This is a genomic window from Streptomyces sp. NPDC031479, assembly GCF_055581065.1.
On record NZ_JBVIKC010000034.1, the window covers coordinates 70,628 to 88,877 of the forward strand.

Below are 18,250 nucleotides of genomic sequence, written 5' to 3' on the forward strand. Positions count from 1 at the left end.
GACGGTTCCCCTCAGTGGGTGGAGGCGGGATCGGGGCGGCGGCGCCCGGCGCGGGCGAGCAGGAGGGCGCTCAGCGCGGCCACCGCCGACAGGGCCAGCGACCAGCCGAAGGTGACGGCGAAGGCGGAGGCCTTGTCGTGCGGGCGGCCGTCGGCGTCGTCGAGGCCGCTCTGCAGGACGGTGACGAGGACCGCCGTGGCGACGGAACCGCCCAGCCGTTGCAGGATGCTGAGCTGGGGCGAGGCGTCGCCGATCTTCTGCGGGTCGAGCCTGCGGAACGCGGAGGTCATGGCGGGCATGACGGACAGGCCGGCGCCGAATCCCGAGACGCACATGGCCGTGCCGATGAGCGCGTAGGAGGTGTCGGCGCCGACGAACACGAACGGCACCGCCGCCGCGAGGCTGAGCGAGGCGCCGGCCAGGGCCGTGCGGCCGCCGCCGAGGCGTTCGGCGGCCCGGCCCGAGAGCCAGGTCGCCGCGGCCGCGCCGATGCTCGACGGCACGAGGAGCATGCCGGTGGTGACCGGGTCCTCGTGGCGTACGTCCTGGAAGTACAGCGGCATCAGGACCATGCCCGCGTACATGCCCATGGACAGGAAGAACGTGGTGAGGGACGCGGCGCGGAAGACCCGGTCGCGGTAGAGGCGGATGTCGAAGAGCGGGTGCGGGGTGCGCAGGGTGCGGAGGGTGAACAGGACGAGGAGGGACGTGCCGACGGCGATGGCGGACAGGGCCACCGTCGGCGAGCCGGTGTCGGTGCTGCCCAGGCCGTAGGTGAGGACGGCCATGCCGGTGGAGATCGCGGCCAGGCCGGGGACGTCCAGCGGCGTGGTCGCTTCGGGGCGGTCGGACGGCAGCAGGCACAGGGCGCACAGGACGGCGGCGGCGCCCACGGGAAGGTTGACCAGGAAGATCCACCTCCAGTCGGTGTAGTGCAGCAGGAGCCCGCCGATGAACGGGCCGAAGACCGGGGCCAGCACGATGGGGACGCCCACCGTCGCCATGACCCGGGACATGTTCTTCGGCCCGGCCGTGCGGGCCAGGATCATCTGCCCGACGGGCATGATCAGTCCGCCGCCGAGGCCCTGGACCGCGCGGAAGGCGATGAGCTGTCCGGCGTCCTGGGCGGCCGCGCAGAGTGCGGAGCCGAGGGTGAACAGGACGACGGCGGCCACGTAGGTGCGGCGGGCGCCGAAGCGGCGGGCGGCCCAGCCGGAGACCGGGACGACGGCGGCCACCGCCAGGAGGTAGGCGGTGACCACCCATTGGACCGTGCTCAGCGGGGCCCGGAAGTCGGTGCCGAGGGCGCTGAGCGCGACGTTGACGATGGTCGAGTCGAGGAACGACATGGTCGCTCCGACGATCACGACGGTGGCGGCCTTCCAGACGTCGCGGCCGAGGCCGGTACGGGGCGCGGGTGCGGTGCTCGTGGTCATGCCGCGGTCTCCGTCAGCCAGTGGTCGACGGCGCCGGCGGCGGCCTGCGCGTCGTCCTCCATCATCGTGAAGTGGTCGCCCGGTACGTCCACGGCCGTGTGGGCCAGGGGCCAGGACGCGTGGTGGCCGTCGCCGTCCACCAGGGAGCGGCCGGCTCTGACGAGCAGGGTCGGCACGGTGGTGGCGGTGGGCCGCCAGCCGGGGAAGAGCCGGAAGTAGCCGCCCATGGCGGTGAGCCGGAGGTCGGTCATCCAGCCGAAGGAGTCCTCCCGTTCGAACATGGCGTCGGTCATGCGGGAGCGGAACGCGGGCTGTGCCGCGTCGCCGGGCAGGAACGTGTCGAGCAGCACCAGTCCGGCGGGGGCGCTGCCGTGGCGTTCCAGGTGTGCGGTGACCTCCTGGGCCAGCCAGCCGCCCGAGGAGTACCCGGCCAGGGCGAACGGGGCGCCGTCGGCGAGGCGCAGGACCTCGGCGGCCACGTGTGCGACGAGGGCGTCGGCGGTGGCGGGCAGCCGCTCGCCCTCGCCGTAGCCGGGGAGCGGCAGGACGTGGACGTCGCGGTGCTCGCGGAAGGGCGCGGCGAAGCGGGCGAACTGGTGGGGGCTGGAGAGGGCGGTGACCGAGGGCAGGCAGATCAGGACGGTGCCGGCGGTCCGGCCGGACCCGTCGGCGGCGGTCGCGGCCGGGGTCGCGGTCGCGGTGGCGGTGGACAGGCGGACCGGTGCCGGGGCGTCGTCCGTGCCGTCCGTGTCGAAGGAGGGGCGCAGCAGGGAGGCCGCGACGAGCAGGTCGGTGGCCTCCTTCACCTTTCCGTCGGCGCAGGCCTGCCGGTAGAGCGCCGCGATGGGCTGCTCCGCCGCCGGCCGCCGTACGGGTTCCTGCGGCTGCGGGGTGCGGGCCGCGGCGAGTTCGCCGCGCATGTGGTCGGCCAGGGCGGCGGGGGTGGGGTGGTCGAAGACGGCGGTGGCCGACAGTCTCAGGCCGGTGGCGGTGTTGAGGCTGCCGCGCAGGCGCACCGAGGTCAGCGAGTCGAAGCCCAGCTCCAGGAACTTGCGGTCCGGGTCGATCCGGTCGGCGGAGGTGTGGCCGAGGACGGTGGCCGTGTGGGCCTGTACGAGGGGCAGCAGTTCTTCCGGGTCGAGTACGGGTGCGGCGGCCGGGGCGGTCGCGGGCCGCCGGAGCGGGGCGGGCACCAGGGCGTGCAGCAGGGGCGGGAGGGCCTCGTGCCGGGCGCGGGCGCGCAGGGCGGGGAGGTCCAGGCGGATCGGTACCGCCAGGGCCCGGTCGAGGGCGGGGGCGGTGTCGAGGAGGGCGAGGGCCTCCTCGGTGGCGAGGGCGGCGACGCCGCCCCGGTTGATGGCCTCGACGTCGGTGGCGTCGAGGGCGCCGGTCATGCCGCTGCGTTCGGCCCACAGGCCCCAGGCGAGGGAGATGCCCGGGAGGCCCTGCTCGCGCCGGTGCTGGGCGAGGGCGTCGAGGTAGGCGTTGGCGGCGGCGTAGTTGCCCTGGCCCGGGGCGCCCAGGAGACCCGAGGCGGAGGAGAAGAGGACGAACGCCGACAAGTCCAGGCCGGCGGTGAGTTCGTGGAGGTTGTCGGCCGCGTCCGCCTTCGGGCGCAGGACCGCGTCGAAGCGCTCCGGGGTGAGGGACTCGATCACACCGTCGTCCAGGACCCCCGCCGTGTGGATGACGGCGGTCAGCGGGTGCGCGGCGGGAATCGAGGCCAGGAGGGCGGCGAGGGCGCCGCGGTCGGCGGCGTCGCAGGCGGCCACGGTGACCGAGGCGCCCAGCTCGGACAGTTCGGCGACGAGGTCCTCGGCGCCGCCGGAACGCGAGGCCAGCAGGAGGTGGCGTACGCCGTGGACGGCAACCAGGTGGCGGGCGACGGCCCGGCCCAGGACGCCGGTACCGCCCGTGACCAGGACCGTGCCGCCCTCGGTGAAGGACAGCCCCTCGGAAGCCACCGGGGCGGGGGCCCGGAGCAGGCGCGGGATGCGGGCCGCTCCCCCGCGCACCGCCAGCTGCGGCTCCGGTGAGGTCAGGTACGGCGTCGGGTCGACGCCCTCGTCCAGGTCGAGGAGGTGGAAGCGGCCGGGGTGCTCCGACTGCGCCGAGCGCACCAGACCCCACACGGCCGCACCCGCCGGATCGCGTACGTCCTCGCCGACCGCACCCCGGGTCACGAACACCAGGCGCTCCTCCCCCGCGTCCGCGAGGGACCCCTGGAGGGCTTCCAGGGCCCGGCCCAGGGCGGGGCGGACGCCGTCGGAGCCGTCCACCTCGTACGCCCTGCCCGCGGACAGGGCCCCGCCCGCCGGGGCCGCCGCCCAGTCCAGGGCGAAGAGGGTGTCGCGGTGTGCGAGGTGGTCGGTGGCGACCGGGCGCAGGGCCAGTGAGTCGACGGTGGCCACCGCGCGGTCGGCCGTGTCGGTGACGGTGAGCGCGACGGCATCACCACCAACCGGGCTCAGCCGGACGCGCAGGGCGCGGGCACCGCCGGCGTGCAGGGAGACCCCGTTCCAGGAGAACGGCAGGCGGACGCCGGGACCGTCGAGGAAGGAGCCGAGGCCCACGGCGTGCAGGGCGGCGTCGAGGAGGGCCGGGTGGAGACCGAAGCGGCCAGCGGCCTCCTGCCGGTCGGGGGCGAGGGCGACCTCGGCGTACACCTCGTCGCCGAGCCGCCAGGCGGCCCGCAGGCCCTGGAAGGCGGGCCCGTAGCCGAGGCCGGCGTCGGCGAGCCGGTCGTAGAAGCCGGTCAGGTCGACGGGTTCGGCACCGGCGGGGGGCCAGGTGCCTCCGCCGGCCGGGGCCGGGGCCGGGGCGGTGGCCGGGGTGGTGCAGAGGACGCCGGTGGCGTGGCGGGTCCAGGGTTCGCCGGTCTCCTGCGCGGAGCGGGCGTACGTGGTGACGGTGCGGCGGCCGTCCGGGTCGGCGGGGCCGACGGCCAGCTGGACCTGCACGGCGCCCCGCCCGGGCAGCGCCAGCGGGGCCTCCAGGGTCAGTTCCTCCAGGTGGGGGTGGCCGGTGCGCAGGCCGGCGTGCAGGGCCAGTTCGACGAAGGCGGTGCCGGGCAGCAGGGCCGTGCCGGCCACGGCGTGGTCGGCCAGCCAGGGCTGCGCGGACAGCGACAGGCGTCCGGTGAAGAGGTGGTCGTCGGAGGCGGCGAGGGTCACCGCCGCGCCGAGCAGCGGGTGGTCGGCCCCCTCCAGGCCCGCCGAGGCCATGTCGCCGGAGGCTTCGGCGCCCTCCAGCCAGAACCGCTCGCGCTGGAAGGGGTACGTGGGCAGGTCGACGTGGCCGGCTCCGGGGAAGACGGTGTCCCAGTCCACCGCGACGCCGTGGACGTGGGCCTCGGCGAGGGCGGCGGTGAAGCGGCCGGGGCCGCCGTCGCCGCGGCGCAGGGAGCCCAGCGCGGTGTCGGGCAGGCCGTGGACGAGGACGGGGTGCGGGCTGACCTCGATGAACACGCCGTGGCCCGCCCGGAGGAGGGTTTCGGTGGCGTCGGAGAGCAGGACGCTCTGGCGGAGGTTGCGGTACCAGTACCGCTCGTCGAGTTCGGTGCCGTCCAGCCAGGTGGCGTCGACGGTGGACAGGAACGGGATCTCGGCGGGACGGGCGGTGATGCCGGCGAGGGCGTCCAGGACGTCGGTGCGGATCTCCTCCACGTGGGCGGAGTGGGAGGCGTAGTCCACGGGGATCCGGCGGGCGCCCTCGACCGCGGCGAGCACCGCGTCGAGTGCCTCCGGGTCGCCGGAGACCACGACGGAACGGGGGCCGTTCACGGCGGCGAGCGACAGCCGCTCGCCCAGGTGCGCGGCGGCCTCCTCCCGGGAGAGCGGCAGGGAGACCATGCCGCCGCGGCCGGAGAGGGCCAGCAGGGCCTTGCTGCGCAGGGCGACGACGCGGGCCGCGTCGTCGAGGGTGAGCGCCCCGGCGACGCAGGCGGCGGCGATCTCGCCCTGCGAGTGGCCGACCACGGCGGCCGGTTCCACGCCGTGGGAGCGCCACAGCGCGGCGAGGGAGACCATCACGGCCCACAGGGCGGGCTGGACGACGTCGACGCGGGTCAGGGCTGCCTCGTCGGCGAGGGCCTCGCGCAGCGACCAGTCCACGTAGGGCGCCAGGGCGCGCTCGCAGGCGTCCAGCCGGTCGGCGAACACCGGGGAGGCGTCGAGCAGTTCGTGGGCCATGCCGGCCCACTGCGAGCCCTGGCCGGGGAAGACGAACACGGCCGTCGCGGCGGTGCGCGCCGAGCCGCGCAGCAGGTGCGGGGAGGGCTCGCCGGCGGCCAGGGCGGTCAGGGCGGCGGCGAAGGCGGCGGGGTCGTCGGCGACGACGGCGGCCCGGTGCTCCAGGGCGGCGCGGGAGGACGCGAGGGAGCGGCCGATGTCGGCGAGGGGGTGGTGGGGGGCGCCGTCGTCGGGGGCCCGCTGCGCGGTGAGGCCGTCCAGGGCGGCGAGGAGGTTGCGGGCCTGGTCGCGCAGGGCGTCGTCGGTCTTGCCGGACAGCACCCACGGCAGGGCGGTGCCCTGTTCGGCGGGGGATGGCGGGCCGGCGGGCCGTGCTCCGGTGACGTCTTCGAGGGGGGCCTGTTCGACGATGACGTGGGCGTTGGTGCCGCTGACACCGAACGAGGACACGCCGGAGCGGCGGGCGCGCCCGGTCTCGGGCCACGGCACGGGCTCGGTGAGCAGGCGTACGGCGCCGGCGTCCCAGTCGACGTGCGGGGTGGGCTCGTCGACGTGGAGGGTGCGCGGCAGGACGCCGTGGCGCATCGCCTGGACCATCTTGATGACGCCGCCGACGCCGGAGGCGGCCTGGGTGTGGCCGATGTTGGACTTGAGGGAGCCCAGCCACAGCGGCCGGCCGTCGGGGCGGCCCTGCCCGTAGGTGGCGAGGACGGCCTGGGCTTCGATGGGGTCGCCGAGCCTGGTGCCGGTGCCGTGGGCCTCGACGGCGTCGACGTCGGCGACGGTCAGGCCGGCGTTGCCGAGGGCCTGGCGGATGACGCGCTGCTGGGAGGGGCCGTTGGGGGCGGTGAGCCCGTTGGAGGCGCCGTCCTGGTTGACGGCGGAGCCGCGGATGACGCCGAGGACCCGGTGGCCGTTGCGGCGGGCGTCGGAGAGGCGTTCCAGTAGGAGCATGGCCGCGCCCTCGCCCCAGCCGGTGCCGTCGGCGGACGCCGCGAAGGACTTGCAGCGGCCGTCGAAGGACAGGCCGCGCTGGCGGGAGAACTCGACGAACGTGTTGGGCGTGGCCATCACGGTCGCACCGCCCGCCAGGGCCATGGTGCACTCGCCGCCCCGCAGGGCCTGGGCGGCCAGGTGAAGGGCGACCAGCGAGGAGGAGCAGGCGGTGTCGACGGTGACGGCCGGGCCCTCCAGCCCGAGGACGTAGGAGATGCGGCCGGACAGGACGCTGCCGGCGTTGCCGGTGCTGAGGTAGCCGTCGATGCCCTCGGGCACCTCGCCGCCGCCCAGGAGGGAGGCGTAGTCGTGGTACATGACGCCCGCGAACACGCCGGTGGCGGTACCGCGGACGGAGGTGGGGTCGATGCCGGCGCGTTCGAAGGCCTCCCAGGCGGTTTCGAGGAGGAGCCGCTGCTGGGGGTCCATGGCGAGGGCCTCGCGGGGCGAGATCCCGAAGAAGCCGGCGTCGAACTCGGCGGCGTCGTAGAGGAAGCCGCCCTCGCTGACGTACGAGCGGCCGGCCGCGTCGGGGTCGTCGTCGAAGAGGCCGTCGAGGTCCCAGCCGCGGTCGGTCGGGAACGCCGCGATGCCGTCTCCGCCTGCGGAGACCAGGTTCCACAGGTCCTCGGGCGAGCGGACCCCGCCGGGGTAGCGGCAGCTCATGCCGACGATCGCGATGGGGTCGTCGGCGTCGGCGCCCGGGGCGGCGACGGGCACGGTGGCAGCGGCGGTGTCCGGCGCGGCCTCGGTCAGCCCGGCGCGCAGGTGCTCGACGAGGGCGGCGGGGGTGGGGTAGTCGAAGATCAGCGTGGCCGAGAGCCGCAGGCCCGTCTCGGTGGTGAGCCGGTTGCGCAGTTCGACGGCGGTGAGGGAGTCGAAGCCGAGCTCGGTGAACGCCTGGCCGAGGTCGATCGCCCCGGCCGTCGCGTGGCCCAGTACGGAACCGACGTGGGTGCGGACGAGTTCGGCGATCTGCCGTTCGGTCCACTCCGTACGGGGGGTGGCCGGGGCGGACGCGGCCGCCCGGCGGGCCGGTCCGCGCACCAGGCCGCGCAGCAGGGCGGGCGGCGTCGCGGTGCGGGCCGCCGCGCCGGGCGGCGGGGTGAGGTCCAGGCGGGCGGGGACGAGCAGGGGCTCGTCGAGGCCGCCGGCGAGGTCGAAGAGTTCGAGCCCCTCGGCGGCGGACAGGGCGGCGACGCCGGATCCGGTGATGCGCTGACGGTCGTTGCCGGCCAGGCGCCCGCCCATGCCGCCGCCTTCCGCCCACAGGCCCCAGGCGAGGGAGACGGCGCTGAGTCCCTGCGCGGCACGGTGCTGGGCGAGGGCGTCGAGGAAGGCGTTGGCGGCGGCGTATCCGGCCTGGCCGGGGGCGCCGAAGACGCCGGCGGCCGAGGAGAACAGGACGAAGGCCGACAGGTCCGCCTCCCGCGTCAGCTCGTGCAGGTGCCAGGCCGCGTCGAGCTTGGGGCGCAGTACGGTGTCCAGCCGTTCGGGGGCCAGCGAGCCGATCACCCCGTCGTCGAGGACGCCGGCGGCGTGCACCACCGCGGTCAGCGGGTGTCCTGCGGGGATCCGGGCGAGCAGGCGGGCCAGGTCGGCGCGGTCGCCGACGTCGCAGGCCTCGATCAGGACGTGGGCGCCGGACCCGGTGAGTTCGGCGGCGAGTTCGGCGGCGCCCTCGGCGGCCGGACCGCGCCGGCCGGCCAGGACGAGGTGGCGTACGCCGTGCTCGGCCACCAGGTGGCGGGCGAGCAGGGCGCCGAGGCCGCCGGTGCCGCCGGTGATCAGGACGGTGCCGTCGGGGTTCCACTCCCGGGGCGCGGCGGGGGCGGGGACGCGGGCCAGCCGGGGGGCGTACAACAGGCCTTCGCGCAGGGCGAGTTGCGGCTCGTCGAGGGCCAGGGCGGCGGTCAGGGATCCACTCGGGCCCGATTCCGTGTCGTCGTCCGCGTCGTCGTCCGTGTCGATGAGACGGAAGCTGCCCGGGTTCTCGGCCTGCGCCGACCGGACGAGGCCCCACAGCGGCGCCTGGCCGAGGTCGCGGACCTCCTCACCGGGTCGCACGGCCAGCGCACCGCGGGTGACGAGGACCAGCTGCGACGCGGTGTACCGGGGCTCGGCGAGCCACGTCTGGAGGAGTTCCAGGACGCGGTGCGTGCCGGAGTGCGCGTCGGTGACCAGGTCTTCGGTGTGCGGGCAGCGGACGAACACGGTGTCCGGGACGGTGTCCAGCGCGGCCAGGTCGGCGGTCGAGGCGATCCAGTGGGGCCGCGCGTCGGCGGGTCCTGCGGGTGCGGCCCCGGCCGCGGTCCGGGGCAGGGCGGTCCAGTCGACGCGGAACAGGGAGTCGCGGTGCCGGTGCGTGCGCTGCGCGGCGGCCGGGCGCAGGGCGAGGGCCTCGACGGTGGCGACCGGGGCGCCGGCCTGGTCCGCGGCCTCCAGGGCCACGGTGTCGGGGCCGGCGGGTGACAGCCGTACGCGCAGCGCCGGGGCGCCGGCCGCGTGGAGGGTCACTCCGCGCCAGGAGAAGGGGAGGCTGGCGGCGCCGTCGGTGACGAAGTCGCCGAGTCCGACGGCGTGCAGGGCGGCGTCCAGCAGGGCGGGGTGCAGGCCGAAGCGGGACGCCTCGGTCTCCTGCGGCAGCCGCACCTCGGCGAACACGTCCTCGCCGCGGCGCCAGGCGGCCCGCAGGCCCTGGAAGGCCGGGCCGTAGCCGAAGCCGACCTCGACGAGGTGCTCGTAGAGCCCGTCGACGGATATCGGCTCGGCGCCCGCCGGGGGCCATTCGCCCATGCCGGGGTCGGCGGGCGGGGTGGCGGCCGGGACGGGGTCGGCCATCAGGGTGCCGCCCGCGTGCCGGGTCCACGGCTCGTCGGCGTGCCGGGAGTGGAAGGTCAGCGAGCGCCGTCCGTCCGCGTCCGCGGGTCCGACGGCGACCTGGAGCTGGACCGCGCCCTGTTCGGGGAGGACCAGCGGTGCCTCGATGGTCAGTTCGTCGAGGCGGGCGCAGCCGACCTGGTCGCCGGCGCGGACGGCCAGTTCCACGAAGGCGGTGCCGGGGACGAACACGGTGCCCATGACGGCGTGGTCGGCGAGCCAGGGGTGGGTGCGCAGGGAGAGGCGGCCGGTGAACAGCACCTGGTCGGCCTCGGCGAGGGTGACCATGGCGCCGAGCAGGGGGTGGTCGGCGGGGCCCAGGCCGGCGGCGGCCACGTCGCCGCCGCCGGTCGTGGCGGGCCAGTAGCGCTGCCGCTGGAAGGGGTACGTGGGCAGGTCGACGCGGCGTCCGGGGAGCAGGGGCGTCCAGTCGACGGGCAGCCCGCGGGTCCAGGCCTCGGCGAGGGCACCGAGGAACGCCTCGGGCTCCGGGCGGTCCCCGCGGAGCGCGGGCGTCAGGAGTCCGGCGAAGTCCGCCGGCAGGGACTCCCCCGCCATGGCGGCGAGGACGCCCCGCGGGCCCAGCTCCAGGAAGTGGGCGACGCCCTGCTCCTCGGCGAGGTGGGCGAGGGCGTCGCCGAAGCGGACGGCGGACCGTACGTGCTCGACCCAGTGGTCGGCCGTGAACCCGGTGGTCTGGGCGCCCGTGAGGGTGGAGACGACCGGGATCTCGGGGGCGTGGTGGGTGAGGGTTTCCGCGACCTCGCGGAAGGCCTCCAGCATCGGCTCCATCAGCGGGGAGTGGAAGGCGTGCGAGACCGTGAGGCGCTTGGTCTTGTGACCCCGCTCGGACAGCTGCGCGGCCACCTCCAGGACGGCCGCCTCGGCGCCTGAAATCACCACCGATGAGGGCCCGTTGACCGCCGCGATGTCCACCTCCGGGGAGGACAGGAGCGGACGGACCTCGTCCTCCGTGGCGCGCACGGAGACCATCGCGCCGCCCTCCGGCAGCGCGCCCATCAGGGCGCCGCGGGCCGACACCAGCCGGGCCGCGTCCGCCAGGGACAGCACCCCGGCCACGTGCGCGGCCGCGATCTCGCCGATCGAGTGACCCGCCACGAAGTCCGGACGCAGGCCCAGCGACTCCGCCAGGCGGTACAGCGCCACCTCGACCGCGAAGAGGGCCGGCTGGGTGAACTCCGTGCGGTGGATCTCCTCGCCGCCCCCGAACACCAGGTCCTTCAGGGGGAGGTCGAAGTGGGCGCACACCTCGTCGAACGCCGCGGCGAACACCGGCTGGGCCCCGTACAGCTCACGCCCCATCCCCGGACGCTGCGCGCCCTGGCCCGAGAAGAGGAAGGCAAGCTTCCCGTCGGAGGCGGCGCCCTCGACGAGTTCCTCCCGGTCGGTGCCGGTCAGCACGCCGCGGTGGGCGAGCGGCGTCCGCAGGGAGAGGGAGTGGGCCAGGTCGGCGGGGTCCAGCTCCGGGTGGTCCTGCGCGTACGCGCGGAGCTGGTCGGCCCGCGCGCGCAGCGCCTCGGGGGTGTGCGCCGACAGGGGCCACGGCGTGGCGGTGGGGAGCGGTGTCCGGGGCTCCCGGGCGCCGGCCGGCGGCCGGGCGTCCTCCGGGGCGGCCTGCTCGACGATCAGGTGGGCGTTGGTGCCGCTGACCCCGAACGCGGACACGCCGGCGCGGCGCGGCTCGCCCGTCTCGGGCCAGGGCGCGGGCTCGGTCAGCAGGCGTACGCCGCCGGCCGTCCAGTCGACGTGCGGGGTCGGCTCGTCCACGTGCAGGGTCCTGGGCAGGGTGCCGTGCTGGATGGCGAGGACCATCTTCATCACGCCGGCGACGCCGGCGGCGGCCTGGGTGTGGCCCAGGTTGGACTTGACGGAGCCCAGCCACAGGGGTCGGTCGGCGGCCCGCTTGCGGCCGTAGGTGGCGAGGAGGGCGTGTGCCTCGATGGGGTCGCCGAGCCTGGTGCCGGTGCCGTGGGCCTCGACCGCGTCGACCATGTCCGGGGACAGCCGGGCATTGGCGAGGGCCTGGCGGATGACGCGCTGCTGGGCGGGGCCGTTGGGGGCGGTGAGCCCGTTGGAGGCGCCGTCCTGGTTGACGGCGGAGCCCCGCAGGACCGCGAGGACCGGGCGGCCGGCCCGGCGGGCGTCGGAGAGCCGTTCGAGGACGAGCAGGCCCGCGCCCTCGCCCCAGCCGGTGCCGTCGGCTGCGGCGGCGAAGGGCTTGCAGCGGCCGTCGGCGGCGAGTCCGCGCTGGCGGCTGAACTCGACGAAGACCCGGGGGGTGGCCATCACGGTCGCGCCGCCCGCGAGGGCCAGGGAGCATTCACCGCGGCGCAGTGCCTCGGCGGCCAGGTGCAGGGAGACGAGGGAGGAGGAGCAGGCGGTGTCGACGGTGACGGCGGGGCCTTCGAGGCCGAGGACGTAGGAGAGGCGGCCGGAGAGCACGCTCGCCGCGTTGCCGGTGCCGATGTAGCCTTCGAGGCCCTCTTCGGGCCGGTCGCCGAACAGGGTGCCGTAGTCCTGGCCGTTGGTGCCGACGAAGACGCCGGCCCGGCTGCCGCGCAGGGCGGCCGGGTCGAGGCCGGAGCGTTCCAGGGCCTCCCAGGCGACCTCCAGCAGCAGTCGCTGCTGGGGGTCCATGGCGCGGGCCTCGCGCGGGCTGATGCCGAAGAAGGCGGGGTCGAAGTCGGCGGCGCCGCCGAGGAAGCCGCCCTCGCGGACGTAGCTGGTGCCGGCCCGGTCGGGGTCCGGGTCGTAGAGGGCGGCGAGGTCCCAGCCGCGGTCGTCGGGGAAGGCGGCGAGGGCGTCGGTGCCGTCGGCGAGCAGGGTCCACAGCTGTTCGGCGGAGTGCACGCCGCCGGGGAAGCGGCAGCCCATGCCGACGATCGCGATCGGCTCGTGGGTGAGGTCCTCGGCGTCCTTCAGGCGCCGGTTGGCCTCGTCCAGGTCGGCCGTGACCCGCTTGAGGTATTCCAGGAGCTTGGTCTCGTTCACCATGTCAGCGGGTCCCGTATTTCTGGTCGATGTAGGCGAAGAGGTCGTCCGCCGTGTCCAAGGTCGGTGGGGTGTCGGCGCCCGGCGCGTCGTCGGTGCCGGGTCCGGAGCCGGGGGTCGGTCCGGTGCCGATGCCGTCGCGGGGGCGGGCCCGTGCCAGGAGGGTCTGGAGGCGCGTGGCGACCTCCGCCCGTACGTCGGGGGCGTCGAGGACCGCGAGGGCGTCCTCGACGCGGTCGAGGTCGGCCAGCAGGCGGGCGGCGGCGGTGCCGCCGAGTTCGGCGTCGAGGTGGTCTGCGAGGGCCTGCGGGTTGGGGTGGTCGAAGACCACGGTCGTGGGGAGGTTCAGGCCCGTGCGCAGGCCGAGGACGTTGCGCAGGTCGACGGCGGTGAGGGAGTCGAAGCCGAGTTCCCGGAAGGGGTGGGTCGGGGTGACGGCCCCGGGGCCGTCGTGTCCGAGGACTGCGGCCGCCTGGGTGCGTACGAGGTCCAGCAGGGCGGCGGCGCGTTCGGCGTCCGGGAGCAGGGTGATCCGCTCCCGCCAGCCGGGTTCCTCGTCGGCGGGGCGGGGGCGGGCCTCCTCGACGCCGGTGAGGAGCGGGCTGGGGCGGACCGTGGTGAAGCCGGGGGCGAACAGGGTCCAGTCGATGTCGGCCACGGCCAGGCCGGCGTCACCGTGGTCCAGGGCCTGCTGGAGGCCCTCGATGGCGTGCCGGGGCGCCATGGGGCGGATGCCGTGGCGGCGCAGGCGTTCGCCGACGGCCTCCTCGTCCTCGGCCATGCCGCCGCCGGCCCAGGCGCCCCAGGCCACGGCGGTGGCGGGCAGTCCGTCGGCGCGGCGCTGCTCGGCCAGGGAGTCGAGGTGGGCGTTGGCGGCCGCGTAGTTGGCCTGGCCGGCGCCACCGACGGCGCCGGCGAAGGAGGAGAAGAGGACGAACGCCGACAGGTCGAGGCCCGCGGTGAGCTCGTGGAGGTTGCGGGCGGCGTCGGCCTTGGGGCGCAGGACCGTCGCGAACCGTTCGGGGGTGAGGGTGTCGAGGACGCCGTCGTCGAGGACGCCGGCGGTGTGCACCACCGCGGTCAGGGGCAGCTCGGCGGGGATCGCGTCGAGGACGGCGGCGAGCGCGTCCCGGTCGGCGGCGTCGCACGCCGCGATGGTGACGCGGGTGCCCGTCGCGCTCAGTTCGGCGGCGAGTTCGCGGGCGCCGGGGGCCCGGTCGCCACGGCGGCTGGTGAGGACCAGGTGTTCGGCGCCGGACGCGGCGAGCCAGCGGGCGATGTGGCCGCCGAGGGCGCCGGTGCCGCCGGTGACCAGGGCGGTGCCGGAGGGCCGCCAGGGCGTGACGGGGGCCGATGCCCTCCGTACGCGGACCAGCCGGCGGGCGAGGATCCCGGTGGGGCGGATCGCCAGCTGGTCCTCGGCGGGGGTGCCCGGGCCGGCCAGCAGCAGGGCGGCGAGGCGGTCCGGCGCGGTGGCGTCGGCTTCGGAGGGGAGGTCGACGAGCCCGCCCCAGCGGGTGGGGGTTTCCAGGGCGGCCGCCCGGCCCAGGCCCCAGACCTGTGCCTGGCCGGGGTCGGAGGGCCGGTCGTCGGGGCCGGTGGAGAGGGCGCCGCGGGTGGCGCACCACAGGGGTGCGGTGATCCCGGCGTCGCCGAGGGCCTGGTGGAGCAGGAGGGCCGTGTCGGCTCCGGGGTCGCCGGGTGCGGCGGGCAGGAGCAGGACGCCCGTGCAGCGGTCGGCGCCGGCCAGGGCCGCGAGGAGGCGGAAGGACAGCGCCTCGCGGTCGAGTCCCGTGCCGGGGTCCAGGTCCAGGCGGGCGGTGGTGGCGCCCCGGGCGGCGAACGCCTCGGTGACCGGGTCGAGGTCCCCCGGCCGGGAGCCGACGACGAGCCAGGTCCCGGTCGGGGCGGCGGGGGCCGACGGGGTGGCGAGCGGCTGCCAGTCGATGCGGTACTGGAGGCCGGCCGCGGGGTCCCGGTCGGGGGCGGCGGTCCCGGCGGGGGCCTCGCCGGGGCGGGCCCAGTAGCGGGTGCGCCGGAACGCCGTGGTCGGCAGGGCCACCCGGCGTGCGGGGCGTCCTGCGAGGACCCCGGTCCAGTGGGGGGTGGTGCCGTGGACGAACAGTTCGCCGAGGGCGGCGGTGACGGTCTCCCGCTCGGGCCGGTCGCGGCGCAGGGCCGCCGTGAGGACCGGGTCGGGGCCGTTCACGCAGGCCTGCCCGGCGGCGGTCAGGACGCCGGAGGGGCCCAGCTCGACGAAGCGGCGTACGCCCTGGGCTTCGAGGTGGCGCATCCCGTCGTGGAAGCGCACGGCGGCGCGTACGTGCCGGACCCAGTACTCGGGGGTGCGGAGCTCGGCCGGGTCGGCGGTGCGGCCGGTGATGTCGGAGACGATCGGGACGGACGGCTGGTGGAAGGTGAGCGTGCGGGCGACGCGGCCGAATTCGTCGAGCATCGGCTCCATCAGCGACGAGTGGAAGGCGTGGCTGACGTTGAGCCGCTTCGTGCGGTGGCCCGCGGCGTCGAGGAGGGCGGCGGTCGCGGAGACCGCGTCCTCGGGGCCCGAGACGACCACGGCGCGGGGGCCGTTGACGGCGGCGATGTCGACGCCGGCGGCGAGCAGGGCGCGCACCTCGTCCTCGGCGGCCTGGACGGAGACCATCGCCCCGCCCTCGGGCAGCGCCTCCATCAGCCGGCCGCGCGCGGCGACCAGGGTGGCCGCGTCGGGGAGGGTGAGGACGCCCGCGACGTGGGCGGCGGCCAGTTCGCCCACGGAGTGGCCGAGGAGGTAGTCGGGGCGCACCCCCCAGGACTCGAAGAGGCGGTACAGCGCCACCTCCAGGGCGAACAGGCCCGCCTGCGTGTAGTGGGTCCGGTCGAGGAGGGCGGCGTCGCCGGTCACCACCTGGCGCAGCGGGCGGTCCAGGTGGGCGTCGAGCGCGGCGCAGGCCGCGTCGAAGGCCTCCGCGAAGACGGGGAACGCCGTGTACAGCCCGTCTCCCATGCCGACGCGCTGGGCGCCCTGTCCGGTGAACAGGAACGCGAGCCCGCCGGGGGCGGCGCTGCCGCGCAGGACACCGGGGGCGGGGGTGCCGCCGGCGAGCGCGGCCAGGCCCTCCAGGAGGGCGTCGCGGTCGCCCGCGACCACGGCGGCGCGGTGGTCGAGGGTGGCGCGGGTGGTGGCGAGGGAGTGGGCGACGTCGCGCGGGGACAGGTGCGGCTCTGCCGTCAGGTGGGCGTGGAGCCGGGCGGCCTGGTCGCGCAGCGTCTCCTCCTCGCGTGCGGAGAGCACCGCGAGGACGGGGGCCGGATCGGGGGCGGGCTCGGGGGCCGGGGCCGGATCGGGGGTGGTGAGGTGTTCTTCGACGAGGACGTGGGCGTTGGTGCCGCTGATGCCGAAGGAGGAGACTCCGGCGCGGCGCGGGCGGCCGTCGGCGGGCTGCCAGTCGAGGTTCTCGGTGAGCAGCCGCACGGAGCCGGCCGACCAGTCGACCTGGGGCGTGGGCTCGTCGACGTGCAGGGTGCGCGGCAGGACGCCGTGGCGCATCGCCTCGACCATCTTGATGACGCCCGCCACGCCCGCGGCGGCCTGGGTGTGCCCGATGTTGGACTTGACGGAGCCGAGGCGCAGCGGCCGGTCGGCCGGGCGGTGGTGCCCGTAGGCCGCGATGAGGGCCTGTGCCTCGATGGGGTCGCCGAGGGTGGTGCCGGTGCCGTGGGCCTCGACGGCGTCGACCTGGTCGGGCGTCAGGCGGGCGTCGGCGAGGGCCAGTTCGATGACCCGCTGCTGGGCGGGGCCGTTGGGGGCGGTGAGGCCGTTGGAGGCGCCGTCCTGGTTGACGGCGGAGCCGCGGACCACCGCGAGGACGGGGTGGCCGTTGCGGCGGGCGTCGGAAAGCCGTTCCAGTACGAGCATGCCCGCGCCCTCGCCCCAGCCGGTACCGTCGGCTGCGGCGGCGAAGGCCTTGCAGCGGCCGTCGCGGGCCAGGCCGCCCTGGCGGCTGAACTCCGCGAACAGGGTGGGCGTCGACATGACGGTGGCGCCGCCGGTGAGGGCCAGCTCGCACTCGCCGCGCCGCAGCGCCTGGGCCGCCAGGTGCAGGGCGACGAGGGAGGCGGAGCAGGCGGTGTCGACGGTGACGGCGGGGCCCTGGAGCCCGTAGACGTAGGAGAGGCGGCCGGAGAGGACGCTGGCCGCGTTGCCGGTCATGATGTGCCCGGCGAGGTCGTCGGCGGAGTGGACGGCCACGGGCGTGTAGTCCTGGCCGTTGGTGCCGATGAACACCCCCGTGCGGCTGCCGCGCAGGGTGTCCGGGGCGATCCCCGCGCGTTCGAAGGCCTCCCAGGAGGTCTGCAGCAGCAGGCGCTGCTGGGGGTCCATGGCGAGGGCCTCGCGGGGCGAGATCCCGAAGAAGGCGGCGTCGAACTCGCCCGCGCCCTCCAGGAATCCGGCCCGGCGGGCGTGGGAGGCGCCAGCCCGCTCCGGGTCGTCGGACAGCAGGCCCTCCAGGTCCCAGCCGCGGTCGGTGGGGAAGCCGGACAGGGCGTCGCCGCCGGAGACGAGCAGCCGCCAGAGGTCTTCGGGGCCCTGGACCCCGCCGGGGAAGCGGCAGCTCATGGCCACGACGGCGATCGGCTCGCCGTCCCGGTTCTCGCTCTCGCGCAGCCGTTCCCGGGTCTGCTCCAGTTCGGCCGAGACGCGCTTGAGGAAGTGGCGGAGTTTGTCTTCGTTGGACACGTGGGGGTTCTCCCTGGCGGAGGGGCTGGCGGCGGCGGGGCGGGGCGCGGGGCCGGGCACGGGCACGGGCGAGGGCGCGGTCATGAGATGCCGAACTTCTCGCCGAGCAGGCCGAACAGTTCGTCGTCGGTCGCCGTCTCGTACGCGTCGGCGCTCGTGGCGCGCTCCGGGTGGTCGGCGGCCTCCTGGCCCTGGGCCAGCAGGGCCCCGAGCCGCTGCATGATCTTGGTGTGGTCGGCGGTGCCGGGCTCGATACGGGCCAGGGCACGTTCGAAGCGGGCGAACTCCGCCAGCGCGGACGGTCCGTCCGCACCGGCGTCCCCGCACAGCTCGGCCAGCAGGTAGGCGGCGAGGGCGGCCGGGTTGGGGTGGTCGAAGACGACGGTGGCGGGGAGCGTCAGGCCGGTGGCCGTGCTCAGCCGGTTGCGCAGTTCGACGGCCGTCAGGGAGTCGAACCCCGCCTCGCGGAAGGCCCGGCCCGTGGCGACCTCCTGCGCGGTGCCGTGTCCGAGGACGGCGGCCACGTGGGTGCGGACCAGGTCGAGCAGGGTCCGTTCCCGGGCTTCGGCGGGCAGGCCCGGGAGGGTGTCCCTCAGGGAGGTGCCGGCGGCGCGGCCCTCGTCCAGGGCCGCGAGTACGGTCCGCACCTCGGGGACGCCCGTCAGGAGCGGGCTGGGGCGGCCGGTGACGAAGGCCGCCGTGAAGCGCTCCCAGTCGACCCCGGCGACGACGAGCGTGGTCTCGTCGCGGTCCAGGGCCTGCTGGAGGGCGGTCATGGCCAGGTCGGGGGCCATCGGCAGGAGGCCACCGCGGCGCATGCGGGCGGTGACGGCGTCGGATCCGGTGGCGAGGCCGTTGTCGGCCCAGGCTCCCCAGGCGATGGAGGTGGCGGGCAGTCCGTCGCCGCGGCGCTGCTCGGCGAGGGCGTCCAGACAGGCGTTGGCCGCCGCGTAATTGCCCTGACCGGCACCACCGACCGTACCCGCGAACGAAGAGAA

At 76.2% G+C, this 18,250-nt stretch carries 3 protein-coding genes and 1 pseudogene; all 4 read right to left on the bottom strand.

What is annotated here, in order from left to right; all coding sequences use genetic code 11:
- Nucleotides 1-11: 11 nt before the first annotated feature.
- Nucleotides 12-1,436 (bottom strand): DHA2 family efflux MFS transporter permease subunit, encoded by a 1,425-nt coding sequence (locus ACZ5D2_RS29615; RefSeq protein WP_331733061.1) that lies wholly within the window; start codon nt 1,434-1,436, stop codon nt 12-14.
- 29 nt (nt 1,437-1,465) lie between these two features.
- Nucleotides 1,466-12,517 (bottom strand): annotated as a pseudogene (locus tag ACZ5D2_RS29620) (SDR family NAD(P)-dependent oxidoreductase); the annotation flags it as partial.
- A gap of 1 nt (nt 12,518) precedes the next feature.
- On the bottom strand, nt 12,519-17,252 hold the full coding sequence (locus ACZ5D2_RS29625) for a type I polyketide synthase (RefSeq protein ID WP_468933504.1): 4,734 nt from the start codon (nt 17,250-17,252) through the stop codon (nt 12,519-12,521).
- A gap of 80 nt (nt 17,253-17,332) precedes the next feature.
- Nucleotides 17,333-18,250 (bottom strand): acyl carrier protein (locus ACZ5D2_RS29630; protein ID WP_468933507.1); only part of this gene is annotated, 918 nt, incomplete at its 5' end.

Coding starts and splice junctions, on each gene's coding strand:
- ACZ5D2_RS29615 (WP_331733061.1), bottom strand. CDS start 1,436: ATGACCACGAGCACCGCACCCGCGCCCCGTACCGGCCTCGGCCGCGAC.